The sequence below is a fragment of the Pseudomonas sp. KH_040 genome, from assembly GCF_057839305.1.
The window spans coordinates 545,519-559,188 of record NZ_CM174487.1; the positions used below are offsets into that span (position 1 = coordinate 545,519).

A 13,670-nucleotide genomic window follows, 5' to 3' on the forward strand; every position below is an offset into this window, starting at 1 on the left:
GGGTCGCGGAGACTATGCGGACCCTGTAATGGATGTCGGTGAGGTGGCTGGGTGAAAGGTAAGGGCGGCAAGGTGGGAGCTCAAGTCTCCAGAATCATCGACGAATATCCGGTTTGGCTGGCGTTTCTGGGCAGTGCGCTGTTATCGCTGATAGCGGTCATGGGCACCGCCACAGTGGGGCGTGATGCCGCGCTGTACATTGATATCGCGCAACAGGTCACCGAGCACGGGCCTAATGTGGCCTGGGCCGCTTTCGACTGGCCCTGGTTTTCCTTATTGCTGGCCGCTACTCATACCGTCCTGCATTTGCCGCTGGAGCTGAGTGCATATCTTTGGTGCGCGCTCTTTTTTGCCGGCACCAGCGCGCTGATGGTGGACTGCGTACGTCAACGGTCGGTACATCTCGCCGGTTGGGCTTGTCTGGTGGTATTGGCAATGCCGGCGGTGAATGCCTTTCGAAACGACATCATCCGTGAATGCGGTTTCTGGTTCTTCTGCACCCTGACACTCTGGCTCGCGCTGCGCTGGCAAGCCCGTGGCGGCTGGCTGCGGGCGGCATTCATTCATGTGGCTATCGTCGCGGCAGCCTTGTTTCGGCTGGAGGCTTTGCTGCTGGTTCCGGCGTTGGCGCTGTGGCAGTTGCCCAATCTGTGGTCGTCGAACCGGCGGATGCAGTTCGTTCAGTTTTCGCTGTTGCCGGTTCTAGGGCTGCTGGCTGTTTCGGTCTCAGGTGTGCTCCTGTCGGCGCGCGTGATGCTGTATCTGGACATGATTGCGCCACACAGCGTGTTTGCTTCCTTCCGGATGCTGTGCGATCAATTTGCCAATTCGCTCATCAACAAGTACTCCCAGGATGAATCTGGCCGGATCATTTTCTTCGGCATCCTGGCGACCATGACCATCAGTTTCGTGAAGCTGATGGGGCCTTTCGCCGTCCCCTTCGTCCTGCGACGCAACTGGGGGGTTCTGGGAATCTATTGGCGCGACTATCGCCCCTTCGCCTGGGCGGCGCTGCTTTATCTGGTGGTGCTGGTGCTGTTTTTCATCAAACAACAGTTCATGAATACGCGCTACCTGAGCTTTCTGAATCTGTTGTTTGTGCCCGTGTTGGCGATGGGGCTGGCGGCGTTCGTTCGCGACTTCCCGCGTTGCGGCAAGTGGCTGGTGGTTCTAGGGATGTTGGTGATGCTCTCGAATGTCATCTCTACCGGCGCCGGCAAAACCCATTATGTAGAGGCCGGGCGCTGGATGTCTGCCCACGTCGAGCCAGGGGCGAAGACCTATTTCGAGGATGGGCGGATCAGCTATTACGCCGGTCGCGGCTACGTGATGCCGGTGCTGACCGCAGAGGAAGCAATGTCGGCAGCTCACGCTGGCGACTATCAATATTTCCTCATCGAGGCCAAAGGTGACGAGCCTTGGCTGAAGGATTGGCTGGTGGCGCACAAGCTGCGCATCATCGAGCATTTCGCCAATCGCAAAGGTGCCACCGTGGTGATCATCGGACGCTAAGGCTTAACCGAGCAGCGGACGCAGGCGTGAGATCAGCGGCGCTTGTCGGTGGCTCGGCAACGCTTGGCGATAGCCTTCGACAAAGGTTTCGCCGGCGTCCTGGCCCAGCAGCCATTGGCGGTCTTCCTTGTAGCGCAGCAAGTGAGCGAAGTTGCGCAGGCGTTTACTGTCACTGAGTGCGCGCTTCTGGCAGCGCAGGTCGGCGATATCGATCAGTCCCAGACGGTTGTCGGGGGTTTGCACGACGTTGCCGAAGTGCAGCGACCGAAAGTACACACCTTTTTCGTGCAGCAGGGCGAAGTACCCGCCCAGCTGGAATCTCAGTGTGTCAGCCTCTTCGTCAGTGCCTTGTAACTGACGCACTGTATTGCCTTCCAGCGGGCTGTAATACACGCCGTCGCGCTCGATGCTCGGGATGCGATAGACCGCGATGACTTTCGGGCAGAGGATGCCACGCTGTTCGAGTGCCCGGGTGTTGTCGGCAAAGCGTTGTGCATAGGGGTAGAACAGCGCCGAACTGAGCAGCCGCTTGCGGCGGAACAGCTTGAGCATGCGTCCATCGGCCAATCTGAGCACCTTGTCGCCGGAACCGTCGGCCTCCAGTACGTGTGCACCTTTGCGCAGTGCCTCGTAAGTGCTGTGATCAATCGATTGCATATCGGGCTCCCCATCATTAGCGGGGTATCTTAACCGACTTGGTCGAAGGCTGGCTTGAAGTCATGTTTATCGGGGCAAAAACGCGTGTGATATCATCGGCGCCTCACTGAATTGCGCGGATCACCATGAGCAGTCCTGAACCGAAAGCCCAGTCCACGCTGGCGATCTATTTCCGCCTTTTGGCTTACGTGCGGCCTTATGCCGGCCTTTTCCTTCTCAGCATCGTCGGGTTTCTGATCTTCGCATCGACTCAACCGATGCTCGCTTATATCCTCAAATACTTTGTCGACGGTCTGGCCAATCCTGAAGCCAGTCTGTTCCCGGGCAACCCTTATCTGGGCAAGCTGCAGTTGCTCGAAACCGTGCCACTGATGATTGTCTTCATCGCGCTGTGGCAGGGCGTGGGCTCGTACCTGGGCAACTTCTTCCTGGCGCGGGTTTCGCTGGGGCTGGTGCATGACCTGCGGGTGGTGCTGTTCAATAAATTGCTGGAGTTGCCCAATCGCTTCTTCGACAAGAACAATTCCGGCCATCTGATTTCCCGGATCACCTTCAACGTGACGATGGTCACCGGTGCTGCAACGGATGCGATCAAAGTCGTCATCCGTGAAGGCATGACCGTGATTTTCCTGTTCTGCACACTGTTGTGGATGAACTGGAAACTCACTTTGGTGATGGTCGCCATCCTGCCGTTGATCGGTTTGATGGTGAACAGCACCAGCAAGAAATTCCGCAAGCAAAGCAAGAAGATTCAGGTCTCGATGGGGAACGTCACGCACGTCGCCTCCGAGACCATTCATGGCTACCGCGTTGTGCGCAGCTTCGGCGGCGAGCAGTACGAAAAGGATCGCTTTCGCGATGCCAGCCAGAGCAACACCGACAAGCAGTTGACGATGACCAAGACCGGTGCGGTTTACACGCCGATGCTGCAACTGGTCACGTACAGTGCCATGGCCGTGGTCATGTTCCTCGTGCTGTATCTGCGCGGTGACGCTTCGCCGGGCGATCTGGTGGCGTACATCACCATGGCAGGCCTGTTGCCCAAGCCTATCCGTCAGTTGTCGGAAGTCAGCTCGACCATCCAGAAGGGTGTGGCCGGTGCCGAAAGTATTTTCGAGCAACTGGATGAGCCGGCGGAAGTGGATCGGGGCACGGTCGAGCAGGATCGTCTCGAAGGTCGTCTGGAAGTGCGCAATCTGAGCTTCCACTACCCCGACACCGACAAAGCGGTGCTCAACGACATCAGCTTTGTTGTCGAGCCGGGGCAAATGGTCGCGTTGGTTGGCCGCTCGGGCAGTGGCAAGTCGACCCTGGCCAGCCTCATTCCGCGCTTTTATCAGCATGATCATGCTCAGGGCCAGATTCTGCTCGATGGTGTGCAGGTGCAGGATTTCACCCTGCGCAGCCTGCGTCGGCAGATTGCTCTGGTGACCCAGCAGGTCACGCTGTTCAACGATACGGTGACCAACAACATCGCCTACGGCGACCTGGCCGGCGCGCCGTTCGATGAGGTCAAGCGCGCAGCCACCGAGGCGTATGCCGATGAGTTCATCATCAAGATGCCGCAGGGCTACGAAACCATGGTCGGCGAAAACGGCGTCCTGCTGTCCGGTGGTCAGCGTCAGCGTATCGCCATTGCCCGGGCGCTGCTCAAGGATGCGCCGTTGCTGATTCTCGATGAGGCCACTTCTGCGCTGGATACCGAGTCGGAGCGGCATATTCAGGCTGCCCTGGATCATGTGGTGAAAAACCGCACGACCCTGGTGATCGCTCACCGCTTGAGCACTATTGAAAAGGCCGACCTGATTCTGGTCATGGACGAAGGCCGTATCGTCGAGCGCGGCTCTCACGCGCAATTGCTTGAGCAAAACGGCTATTACGCCCGTCTGCATGCCAAAGAGTTCGAAGAGGGTGACGAGCCTCAGCCGGCACACGCGACCGACGTATGCTGACGATGTTTCGCAGCTTTCGCGAACGTGGCTGGACCGAGATCGACCGGGACAGCTACGCCCGGGCCTGGCAGCGATTTGGCGGCAGCTTTGCCACGCATCCGGAAGTCGTCGAGCGCTTGTCGACATTCCTAGGCATCGAGCTGCGTTACCTGGGCTGGATCGTTGGCGGTGATGTGCTTGCCGCCATCCCTTGCTGGGGCCGGCATGTCGCCTTGTCCAAGGAAGTGCTCAAGCGCGAGGGCAAGCGTGGCTTGCTGGACATGGGCAACGCGGAAATCATTCTGCCGATTGCCCCCGATGTCAGCGTGCCGGTGCGTCAGCGCGTGGCGTATGTATCGCAACTCAATGCCGAGCAGATCAGTACGTTAAAGCCGCAGCCTGAGGGTTTGGCCCTTGCCCGGTTGCCGGAAGAGTATTCGAAGAAATTCCGCTACAACCAGCGTCGCGAACAGCGTCTGCTGGAAGAGGCGGGCGGATCGCTGGTGCCGATGTCCGACTTCACCCCGCAGGAACAGTCTGCCGCTTACGGCGATCTGTTTCAGCGTCGCTGGGGTTTTGAGGTGCCGGGCAAGGCCGGGCTGGTTGAAGTGTTTACGTTGCTGCGCGAGTTCATGACCGGTTCGGTGGTGATGCTCGATTCGGCGCCCGTGGCCATTCAGGTGCTGTATCGCGTCGAGGCCCCGCAATGGGTGTCGCTGGAGTACATCAATGGTGGCGTTGACCCGCAGAGCCGCGAGTTCAGTCCCGGCAGTGTGCTGAGTTTCGTCAACACCCAAGACGCCTGGGCGCACGCGCAAGCGCTGGGCAAGCCTTTGCGTTACTCATTCGGTCGCGCCGACCGGGAGTACAAGGATCGCTGGTGCCATAAGGTGCCGGTCTTCAAGGTCTGAATCCATGAGCACTCGCAAACAACAGCTTCTCAAGGCCCATCGGCGCAACAAGCGTCTGTTCCTGGTCGCCTTTCTGGTGGGGTTGTTGCTGATCGGATGGTTGGTTGCGTGGTGGCTGGTGCCGTTGGTGCTGGTGCTGGCCTGGGTCGCACACGAGGCCTGGTTCGCCGATCATCTGTTCTATCGGCCTGCTGACGACTATTACTACAACTTCCCGGCGCAAACCGCGCGGCAGGCGGTGAGCCTTGCGGGCGGTGTCGTACAGCTGAGCGAGCCGCTGGCGCAGGGCGAGACGCTGGTACTCGAGCTGGAAGTGAAATCCACTTGGCTGGGGCGTTGGCTCGATCCCTGCGTCGAGGTGGGCGATGATCGCCAAGACTTCGAGCGTGGCGTCAAAGGGCGGCGTTTCCTTAATCTGTCCGGGCAGGCCACTGCGCTGGCGCAAGGTGCTCTGGCGCTGCGTGGCCGATATTGCGTACCCGCCGCGACCGGTGTGTTGTGGGTCATGGCCAATCCTGATTATTCCCGTCAGCGGGTGATGGTCATTGCTCCCCATGCCGATGATGCCGAACTCGCCGCATTCGGCCTGTACAGCCGTTGCGAAGACGTCAGTATCGTCACCCTGACCCAGGGCGAGATCGAGGCTGAAGACTTCCAGCGTCTTGGCCTTGATCAAGCCGCAGCGGCACGTTTGAAGGGCCGTTTGCGCAGTTGGGACAGTCTGGTGATCCCGCTTTGGGGGGGCGTGCCTGCCGATCGCTGTGTGCAATTGGGTTATTACTGCTTGCAACTGCCGTCGATGGCCGAAGCGCCTGTGAAGGCGTTCGGCTCCCGTGAGTCGCAGGAAAACGATGTGCGCAGCGTGCGCCGGCACAATCCGTTGAGCCTGCCCGCCGACATCGATGGGCAGCCGACCTGGCAAAATCTGCTGGGCGACCTGAAGGCCCTGCTTGAGCACTATCGTCCAGAAGTGATTGTCACACCGCATCCTGAGCTCGATCCTCACAGCGATCATGTGGCGTCTACCCAGGCGCTGCTTGAGGCTATCGAGCTGAGTCAGTGGAAACCGACAACCTTGCTGATGTACGCCAATCACCTGCACGACAACGATCGCTGGCCGATGGGCCCAGCCGGTGCCGGTATTGCGCTGCCGCCGGCCATCGAGCCATTGCCGGCTGACCGGCTGTGGAGTCCGCTGTTGTCAGCAGATGTGCAACTGGACAAAGCCATGGCACTGGCCATGGAGCACGATCTGCAGGGCGGGCAAGTGTTCAAACGGCAATTACGCCGCTGGATCCAGCAAGTCCTGGCGGGTCGTCGCTGGCCAGCAACAGGCAGTAACGAGTTTTTCCGCAAGGCGGTCCGGCGTCACGAATTGTTCTGGGTGCGCGACCTTTCAGATTGAGGCGGACGGCGCTTTACCCTGTGTTAATATCGCGCCCCTGTTCATTTTGTATGTGGGTTGCTCCATGAAGTTGTCCATGCCGCGTTTCGATCAAGCCCCGGTCTTGGTAGTCGGCGATGTCATGCTCGACCGTTACTGGCATGGCGGAACCTCACGGATTTCCCCTGAGGCGCCGGTGCCGGTCGTTAAGGTCGAGCAGATCGAAGATCGTCCGGGCGGTGCCGCGAACGTTGCCTTGAACATTGCCGCGCTGGGTGCACCGGCGTCTCTGGTCGGTGTGACCGGTGACGACGAAGCCGCCGACAGCCTGAGCAACAGTCTCAAAGGCGCGGGCGTACGTGCCCTGTTCCAGCGCATTGCGCACCAGCCAACCATCGTCAAGCTGCGGGTCATGAGCCGGCACCAGCAACTGCTGCGTATCGACTTTGAAGAGCCGTTCGCCACCGATGCCCTGGCCCTCGGTTCACAGGTCGACGACCTGCTCGAAGGCATCAAGGTCCTGGTACTTTCCGACTACGGCAAAGGCGCCCTGAAAAACCATCAGGCGTTGATCCAGGCCGCCCGTGCGAAGAACATTCCGGTACTGGCTGACCCCAAGGGCAAGGATTTCTCGATTTATCGCGGCGCGAGCCTGATCACCCCGAACCTCAGCGAATTCGAAGCCATCGTCGGCGGTTGTGTCGATGAGCATGAACTGGTGAGCAAGGGCGCCGCCCTGATGCACGACCTGGAGCTTGGTGCGCTGCTGGTGACGCGCGGCGAGCACGGCATGACCCTGCTGCGTCCTGACCAGCCGGCACTGCACTTGCCGGCCCGTGCCCGTGAAGTGTTCGATGTCACCGGTGCCGGTGATACGGTGATTTCGACTCTGGCCGCAGCGATTGCCGCCGGTGAAGACCTGCCCCACGCCGTTGCGCTGGCCAATCTGGCCGCCGGCATCGTGGTTGGCAAGCTCGGTACGGCCGCCATCAGTGCTCCGGAGCTGCGTCGCGCCATCCAGCGTGAAGAAGGTTCCGAGCGTGGTGTGCTGGGTCTTGAGCAGTTGCTGCTCGCCGTGGCCGATGCCCGCGCGCACAACGAGAAGATCGTCTTCACCAACGGTTGCTTCGACATCCTGCATGCCGGGCATGTGACCTATCTGGAACAAGCGCGGGCACAGGGCGATCGCCTGATTGTCGCGGTCAACGATGATGCTTCGGTCAGCCGCCTCAAAGGCCCGGGCCGTCCGATCAACAGCGTCGACCGGCGTATGGCCGTTCTCGCCGGCCTCGGCGCGGTGGACTGGGTGATCAGTTTTCCTGAAGGCACCCCGGAAAACCTGCTGCGCGAGGTCAAACCGGACGTGCTGGTCAAGGGCGGCGATTACGGCATCGATCAGGTGGTCGGCGCTGATATCGTCAGCGCTTATGGCGGCACCGTGAAGGTCTTGGGGCTTGTGGAAAACAGCTCGACAACTGCGATTGTCGAGAAGATCCGCAGTCGTTGATCAGATGAATTTTTACTGTTGTGTACTGCGTGTGAACGGATTTTGCCTTGGGGATTTTACCGTTTCCGTTGATGTAGGCAGCTTTGAATCCGATGCGCTTGCCTGCCTACGTCGCGTGGTCAATTAATCTATGAAAGTCATGCTCCTGGTGATGGACGAGCAGCGGGTCATTCTCGACCGGCTCTACGACATCGTGCAGCAGAACTGTGATGAGTGTTTCATCTATCGTTTGAGCAAGCGGCAACAAATGAACCTGGGGCCGTTTCTGGCCTCGGTTGGTTATCAGAACTTCGATCGTGTGGTCATCTTTTCCAGGGTCAAGCGCCTGGCCCCGCAATTGCGGGTGCTCAAGTGCATTCCCGGGCTGGTCTTCCTCGAACACGACGCCTACCAGAACTACATGCCGGCGAGTAAGTATCGTGGCGTGTATTCACGCCTCTACCGTCGCCTGCCGAGTTGTCGGGCGCTGGTGTCCGGTGCTGTGGTCGCGCGCAAGATGCTGGCTGAGGGCATCGACACGGTGTTCGTCTCCAAGGGTTATGACGAGCAGATGCTGCACAACACCGGCGTCGAGCGGGATATTCCCATCGGCTTTCTGGGCAGCCTGAAAAGTACCGAATATGCCGAGCGCAAAGCCATGCTCGAGTCGCTCTCGCAGCGGACCGGGATGCTGGTGACCCGCACCAAGTCGGGTGAGGAATACCTGCAGACGCTCAATCGCATCAGGATTTTCGTCAGCGCCGACATCGGCATGAACGAGTTCATGATCAAGAACTACGAGGCCATGGCTTGCGGCTGTGTGTTGCTGGCCTGGAGCCAAGGCGAAGAAGACCGCTTGCTCGGTTTTGAAGACATGCACAACACCGTGTTCTACCGCAGCGAAGAAGAGGCGGTGGAGAAGATCAAGCTGTTGCAGAGCGATCCGGAACTCGCGGAGCGCATTGCCCGCAACGGCCAGGAATTTGCGCAAAGCCGTTATTCCTTTGCCCGTGTCGGTCAGGCACTGGCCACGGAAATCCAGCGTGAGATGCGCCCATGGCAGCCGCCTTCGGCGTTCACACGGTTCTGGGTGAAACTGCGCTACGGGATGAAGGTGTCAGTCTGAATGAAGGATCATCAAGCGTCGCAACCCGACGAACACATGGCGCTGGATGCGCTGCCCGGCGGTGATCAGTCCGTTCTGGGCGCTCTGCCTGCAGACCTTCTCGAGCGTCTCGGCCGTGCACCTCGGGTCGTGCTGGTTGCCAACAATCCGGCTATCACCGCGGCAGACTTTCAGGCGCTGGACATTGGCGCCGATGATGTCGTCGTCAGCTTCAATACCTGCATCAAAGCGGCGCTGCTCAACAAGCACAGCGTCAATGTCTTCGTGCATGGCTACAACGCGCAGGACGCCTATTTTTTTGGTCTGCCTTACGCGCCGCCGGTGCAGCGCATGTTCGAACAGGCGAATGAACGCTGTTTCAGCATGCTGGTGGGCTGTGCCGCACCGATGTGCCCATTGCCGCGTGTGGCGATGTATTGGGATCGCATTCCGCTGCCGCCGCTGTGGAACTACCCGGTCAACCGGCCGGGCGGTAAACGCTACGTCGGGCCGTCCACGGGTTTTAACACGCTGGTGTTGTTCGACTGGTTACGTGATCACGCCGGTTATACCTATCAGCTGATGACCCTGGGGTTTTCCAACGAAGCAGGAAAGCTGTGGGGTGGCCATGCCTGGGATTACGAGCGCGACTGGCTGCAGAAATCGCACGTCATTGTGGTGCCGCTGCCACCCCGTCGCTGGTGGCAAAAGCTGTTTCGGCAAAAGTAAGCCACATCGTGAATCCGGTTGCCGTCAGGCCCGAACCATTTTCAAAAGGTGCTGTTGAGTGTTGAAAATTGCCGTGGCTTTTTTCGGGATCCCGAGAAATTCGACAATCTGCTTCCCCTCTATCGAACAGAACGTTCTGGCGCAGTTGCCTGCGGGCAGCGACGTTAAGTGCTTCTACCATCTGTACAAGATCGATGAGGTGCAGAACACGCGGTCCGGCGAGAAGGGTGAACTGAAGGCGGACAATTACCAGCCGTTCGAGTCGATGACCGGCACGCTCACCTCGACCGAAGGTGTGCTGGAGCGCTGGGATTTCGAGCAGGTCAAAGCACAGGGCGACACTTGGGCCGATGACTATGCGTCGCTGCGTAATCTGATCTATCAGCTCAACTCGTTGCACACCGTGACCTCGATGATCGAATCCTTCGATCCGGATTTCGTTGTGTTCGTGCGCCCGGACAATTTCTTCCACACCGCGCTGCCCGGCTATGTGTTCAATCATCCGCAGGTGCGGCGACACAACGCCTACATTCCTGATTGGCAGTGGTGGGGTGGTTTGAACGACCGTTTCGCGGTTTGCGGGCGCGATACCTATGTCGCGTACGGCAAACGGGTCGAGCGCATTTTCGATTTCTGCAAGGCGACAGGTCGCAAGCTGCATTCCGAGCGCTTGCTCAAATATGCGTTGCAGCAGGTGGATGCCAAAATCTGCACACTGCCGACTCAGGCATCACGAGTGCGCATTACCGGCGCATTTGCCGAGGAGTCGTTCTCGCCCAAGCGTGGCATGGGCAAGCGCGAAAACCGCTACTTCCATTTCTTCGCCGCGTTGCGCACGTGGTGGGATCGCCGCCGCTAAACCGCTATTTGGCGGTTTTTTTGCCCAGCCCGACCAAACGCAGCGCCTTGATACTCAACTGCTTGAGCCCCTGACGCGGGGCTTTCGCCGGTTGCAGACCCTGTTGCACCAGCCAGTCCTTCCAGCGAATCCGCTCCTCGCGCACGACCCAGCCGGTTTGTGTCGCAAAGCTCTCGGCCAGATACAGACCTCGGGTGCTGGCCGGCACCAGTTTGTCGCGCTTGAGCGTGTATAGCTCGGCCAGTGGCGCGCCGTCCTTGAGTGGCATCAAGTACAGGTCGGGGCGCTTGCGGTCGAGTCTGGCCACCAGCTGATCACCTTCCAGACGCTCGTCGACGTGGAACAGACTCAGGGACTTGGCCTCCTTGGGCACATCCAGGCGCAAGTCGTAGATCAATTGCAGTGACGCGGTCGGCAGGTGTACGTAGGCCCGAGGCCGTTCGAGCAATTGCAGATTGGCGCTACGGATCGGTCGCGCTGAGCCGGACAACGGGGTCAGGCGAAACGGCAGGGCTTCGCGATAATGCAGAGCTGCAGAGTAGGGGGCTGGCAGCCAGGTGTCGTTGAAGCGCCCGCCGAGCCAGCCTTCCGGTGTCTCGAGCAAACACTCTTCAGCAATTTCCTGAATGGCCGTGTGTAGCGGGATATTCAGCTCATGAGCCGGCACGTAACCGGAAATCAATTTGAGCACGACGTCGCCACGGTCCTGTCGGCGCTGGCGCACCAGCACCCAATAATCGCGATTCTGCCAATGCAGGGTCAGACGTACCGAAACGCCGAGATTGGCCAGCTCCAGCGAGAAGCGCTCAGTGTCGGCCACGCTCACCGGTTTGCGCCGCTGCAAGGTCTGCGCGAAGTTCAGCGGCATGCCGACGCTCTGATAGGTCAGGCCTTCGGGGGTGGCTTCGACGTACAGCGGCAGGGTCTTGAAGTTGCTCGGGTTCTTTCTGATGAGCGTGCGCGGCATATCGGCTCCTGCTTAAGGCCGCGAGGCGGCGTCAGTGACCACGTAGGACCTGGGCAACGGTCGCAACGTTGTGGGCGAGGTGCAGCGGATTGATCGTGCCGACAATAGCACTGGCCACGCCAGGCTGTGCGAACAGCAATTCGAAGCTGGCACGCACCGGGTCGACGCCCGGGCTCAGGCAGACATGACCGCTGGCCAAGGCTTTTTTCACCAGAATGGCTTTGCCGTGGACAGCAGCATAGTCAATGACAGCTTTCTCGTTTTGTTCGTTCAGATTGTAGGTGACCATTGCGCAGTCACCTTGCTCCAGTGCCTTGAGGCCACCTTCGACGGTTTTTCCGGAAAAGCCGAAGCCGCGAATCTTGCCTTCGGCCTTGAGCGCCGCGAGGGTGGCGTACACCTCTTCGTGCTCGAGAATTGCCATGTCGTTGCCGTCGGAATGCACCAGCACCAGGTCGATAAAATCGGTTTCAAGACGTTGCAGGCTGCGTTCCACCGACATTCGTGTGTGTGCTGCACTGAAATCGTGGCGCGACATACCATCGGCAAACTCTTCGCCGACCTTGCTGACGATTACCCAGTCCTGACGCTGGCCACGCAGCAGCGGGCCGAGACGCTCTTCGCTGCGGCCATAGGCCGGGGCGGTGTCGATCAGGTTGATGCCCAATTCCCGCGCCTGACGCAGCAGCATGCGCGCTTCGTCGTCGCCGGGAATCTGAAAACCGTTGGGGTATTTCACGCCTTGGTCACGGCCGAGTTTGACCGTGCCCAGACCCAGTGGCGAAACCATCAGGCCGGTGCTGCCCAACGGTCGATGAAGGTCGTGCAGATTGGCAATGGTCATGGCAGCAGTTGCTCCCAGGCGGGAACGCCCATGGGTGGTTTTGGCAGCGCCGGCAAAGGTTCGGCGGCTTGCGGCTGGATGCCGTCGCGCTCGAGAGAGGCGATGACCCGGTCAGCGAAGTCCGGTGCCAGCGCCAGTTTGGTTGGCCAGCCGACCAGCAAGCGGCCTTGTTCGGCGAGGAAGGCGTTGTCCGGGCGCGTGAGGCCGGTTTGCAGTGGTTCGGCACGGTCAACCCGCAGGGTCGCCCATTGCGTGGCGCTGAGGTCGATCCACGGCAGCAACTGTGCGATCTCTTTCTGCGCGGTGGCGATCTGCTCGGCCGGCTCGCGGTGCACGCCTTCGCTTTCGGCGATGTCGCCGCCCATGTACCAGACCCATTGGCCGTCAGCCGCCGGGTGTGTGGTTACGGTGATCCGCGGTTTGCTGCCGCCACCCAGGCAGTGGGCGTACAACGGTTTCAGGCCCGGGCCTTTGGCGAGGATCATGTGCAGCGGCCGGCGTTGCATGGCCGGCTGGCTCAGACCGAGGTCTTCAAGCAGTTGGGCGGTACCCGCGCCGGCGCTGAGGACGATGCGCTGAGCGCGAATCTCGCGGCCGTCGACTTGCAACCCGACCAGCACGCCCGCTTCCAGCAACGGCTCGATGGTTTGCCCGGCGAGCAGGCCATCGCCGGCCAGATCGGCCAGACGCTGGATCAGGCTTGGCACATCCACGACGAGTTCGGCAAGACGATAGACCTTGCCCTTGAAGCGCTTGTCTTGCAGGGCTGGCGGCAGTTGCTCGCCCTTGACCTGATCAACGCGGCCGCGCACCGCTTTGCTGGCGAAGAAACTGGTGAGGTTGCCGGCGAGGGTCCCCGGCGACCACAGGTAATGGGCCTCGGACAGCAGGCGCACACCGGACAGGTCCAGCTCGCCATTACCGGCCAGCGCTTCACGCCAGCGGCGCGGCATGTCGGCGATGGCTTCCGAGGCGCCGGTCAGAGCACCGTGCAGCGCGTACTTGGCGCCGCCGTGGATGATGCCCTGGGATTTAACGCTTTGCCCGCCGCCGAGGCTGGCACTTTCCACCAGCACGGTCGAAAAACCCTGGCGGCGCAGACGCGCGTTCAACCAGAGGCCGGCGACACCAGCGCCGACAATCAGAACGTCGGTGGAAATAACGGATGGCATGCAACGACCTCAGTGTTCAAGACGAGGGCGCAGTATACAGACTCGGGAAAGGGGCGGATTTGTCGATGATCAACAGGCCGAACACAAATCCAAATGTGGGAGCGAGCAGGCTC

At 60.1% G+C, this 13,670-nt stretch carries 12 protein-coding genes; 8 read left to right on the forward strand and 4 right to left on the reverse strand.

What is annotated here, in order from left to right; all coding sequences use genetic code 11:
- Positions 1-51: 51 nt before the first annotated feature.
- A complete protein-coding gene (locus AC3IUF_RS02400; RefSeq protein WP_007915710.1) occupies positions 52-1,512 on the forward strand; it encodes a hypothetical protein in 1,461 nt (486 codons plus the stop codon).
- 3 nt (positions 1,513-1,515) lie between these two features.
- On the opposite strand, the gene AC3IUF_RS02405 is transcribed toward AC3IUF_RS02400, so the two are convergent.
- Positions 1,516-2,169, reverse strand: a complete 654-nt coding sequence (locus AC3IUF_RS02405) for a protein kinase family protein (protein ID WP_007915712.1) — start codon at positions 2,167-2,169, stop codon at positions 1,516-1,518.
- Between the two features lie 125 nt (positions 2,170-2,294).
- On the opposite strand from AC3IUF_RS02405, the gene msbA reads away from it, so the two are divergent.
- The 7 genes from msbA to AC3IUF_RS02440 all read left to right on the forward strand — a co-directional run bounded on the left by msbA (position 2,295) and on the right by AC3IUF_RS02440 (position 10,574).
- Complete coding sequence (gene msbA / locus AC3IUF_RS02410; RefSeq protein ID WP_007915714.1) at positions 2,295-4,121, forward strand: lipid A export permease/ATP-binding protein MsbA; 1,827 nt, start codon at positions 2,295-2,297, stop codon at positions 4,119-4,121.
- Positions 4,115-5,011, forward strand: coding sequence for a GNAT family N-acetyltransferase (locus AC3IUF_RS02415; protein ID WP_489280262.1), 897 nt, complete (start codon positions 4,115-4,117; stop codon positions 5,009-5,011). The genes msbA and AC3IUF_RS02415 overlap by 7 nt, the downstream gene beginning before the upstream one ends.
- Before the next feature lie 4 nt (positions 5,012-5,015).
- Positions 5,016-6,416: a PIG-L deacetylase family protein gene (locus AC3IUF_RS02420; protein WP_489280263.1), complete on the forward strand. Its 1,401-nt coding sequence runs from the start codon at positions 5,016-5,018 to the stop codon at positions 6,414-6,416.
- 64 nt (positions 6,417-6,480) lie between these two features.
- On the forward strand, positions 6,481-7,902 hold the full coding sequence (gene hldE / locus AC3IUF_RS02425; RefSeq protein ID WP_007915721.1) for a bifunctional D-glycero-beta-D-manno-heptose-7-phosphate kinase/D-glycero-beta-D-manno-heptose 1-phosphate adenylyltransferase HldE: 1,422 nt from the start codon (positions 6,481-6,483) through the stop codon (positions 7,900-7,902).
- Positions 7,903-8,032: 130 nt separating this feature from the next.
- On the forward strand, positions 8,033-9,007 hold the full coding sequence (locus AC3IUF_RS02430) for a glycosyltransferase family protein (protein ID WP_489280265.1): 975 nt from the start codon (positions 8,033-8,035) through the stop codon (positions 9,005-9,007).
- Positions 9,008-9,715: a hypothetical protein gene (locus tag AC3IUF_RS02435; RefSeq protein ID WP_489280266.1), complete on the forward strand. Its 708-nt coding sequence runs from the start codon at positions 9,008-9,010 to the stop codon at positions 9,713-9,715.
- Between the two features lie 58 nt (positions 9,716-9,773).
- Positions 9,774-10,574, forward strand: coding sequence for a hypothetical protein (locus AC3IUF_RS02440; protein ID WP_414916674.1), 801 nt, complete (start codon positions 9,774-9,776; stop codon positions 10,572-10,574).
- A gap of 4 nt (positions 10,575-10,578) precedes the next feature.
- Here AC3IUF_RS02440 and AC3IUF_RS02445 read toward each other — a convergent pair whose 3' ends face one another.
- The 3 genes from AC3IUF_RS02445 to AC3IUF_RS02455 are packed head-to-tail and all read right to left on the reverse strand — an operon-like array spanning position 10,579 to position 13,557.
- Positions 10,579-11,541, reverse strand: a complete 963-nt coding sequence (locus tag AC3IUF_RS02445) for a metal ABC transporter ATPase (RefSeq protein WP_414893196.1) — start codon at positions 11,539-11,541, stop codon at positions 10,579-10,581.
- 31 nt (positions 11,542-11,572) lie between these two features.
- Complete coding sequence (locus AC3IUF_RS02450) at positions 11,573-12,385, reverse strand: aldo/keto reductase (RefSeq protein WP_489280267.1); 813 nt, start codon at positions 12,383-12,385, stop codon at positions 11,573-11,575.
- Positions 12,382-13,557 (reverse strand): NAD(P)/FAD-dependent oxidoreductase, encoded by a 1,176-nt coding sequence (locus tag AC3IUF_RS02455; protein ID WP_095113477.1) that lies wholly within the window; start codon positions 13,555-13,557, stop codon positions 12,382-12,384. The genes AC3IUF_RS02450 and AC3IUF_RS02455 overlap by 4 nt, the downstream gene beginning before the upstream one ends.
- Positions 13,558-13,670: the final 113 nt, after the last annotated feature.

Bases quoted from the DNA above. Each gene is read 5' to 3' on its own strand.
- AC3IUF_RS02405 (WP_007915712.1), bottom strand. From the start codon at position 2,169: ATGCAATCGATTGATCACAGCACTTACGAGGCACTGCGCAAAGGTGCA.
- msbA (WP_007915714.1), top strand. From the start codon at position 2,295: ATGAGCAGTCCTGAACCGAAAGCCCAGTCCACGCTGGCGATCTATTTC.
- AC3IUF_RS02415 (WP_489280262.1), top strand. From the start codon at position 4,115: ATGCTGACGATGTTTCGCAGCTTTCGCGAACGTGGCTGGACCGAGATC.
- AC3IUF_RS02420 (WP_489280263.1), top strand. From the start codon at position 5,016: ATGAGCACTCGCAAACAACAGCTTCTCAAGGCCCATCGGCGCAACAAG.
- hldE (WP_007915721.1), top strand. From the start codon at position 6,481: ATGAAGTTGTCCATGCCGCGTTTCGATCAAGCCCCGGTCTTGGTAGTC.
- AC3IUF_RS02430 (WP_489280265.1), top strand. From the start codon at position 8,033: ATGAAAGTCATGCTCCTGGTGATGGACGAGCAGCGGGTCATTCTCGAC.
- AC3IUF_RS02435 (WP_489280266.1), top strand. From the start codon at position 9,008: ATGAAGGATCATCAAGCGTCGCAACCCGACGAACACATGGCGCTGGAT.
- AC3IUF_RS02445 (WP_414893196.1), bottom strand. From the start codon at position 11,541: ATGCCGCGCACGCTCATCAGAAAGAACCCGAGCAACTTCAAGACCCTG.
- AC3IUF_RS02450 (WP_489280267.1), bottom strand. From the start codon at position 12,385: ATGACCATTGCCAATCTGCACGACCTTCATCGACCGTTGGGCAGCACC.
- AC3IUF_RS02455 (WP_095113477.1), bottom strand. From the start codon at position 13,557: ATGCCATCCGTTATTTCCACCGACGTTCTGATTGTCGGCGCTGGTGTC.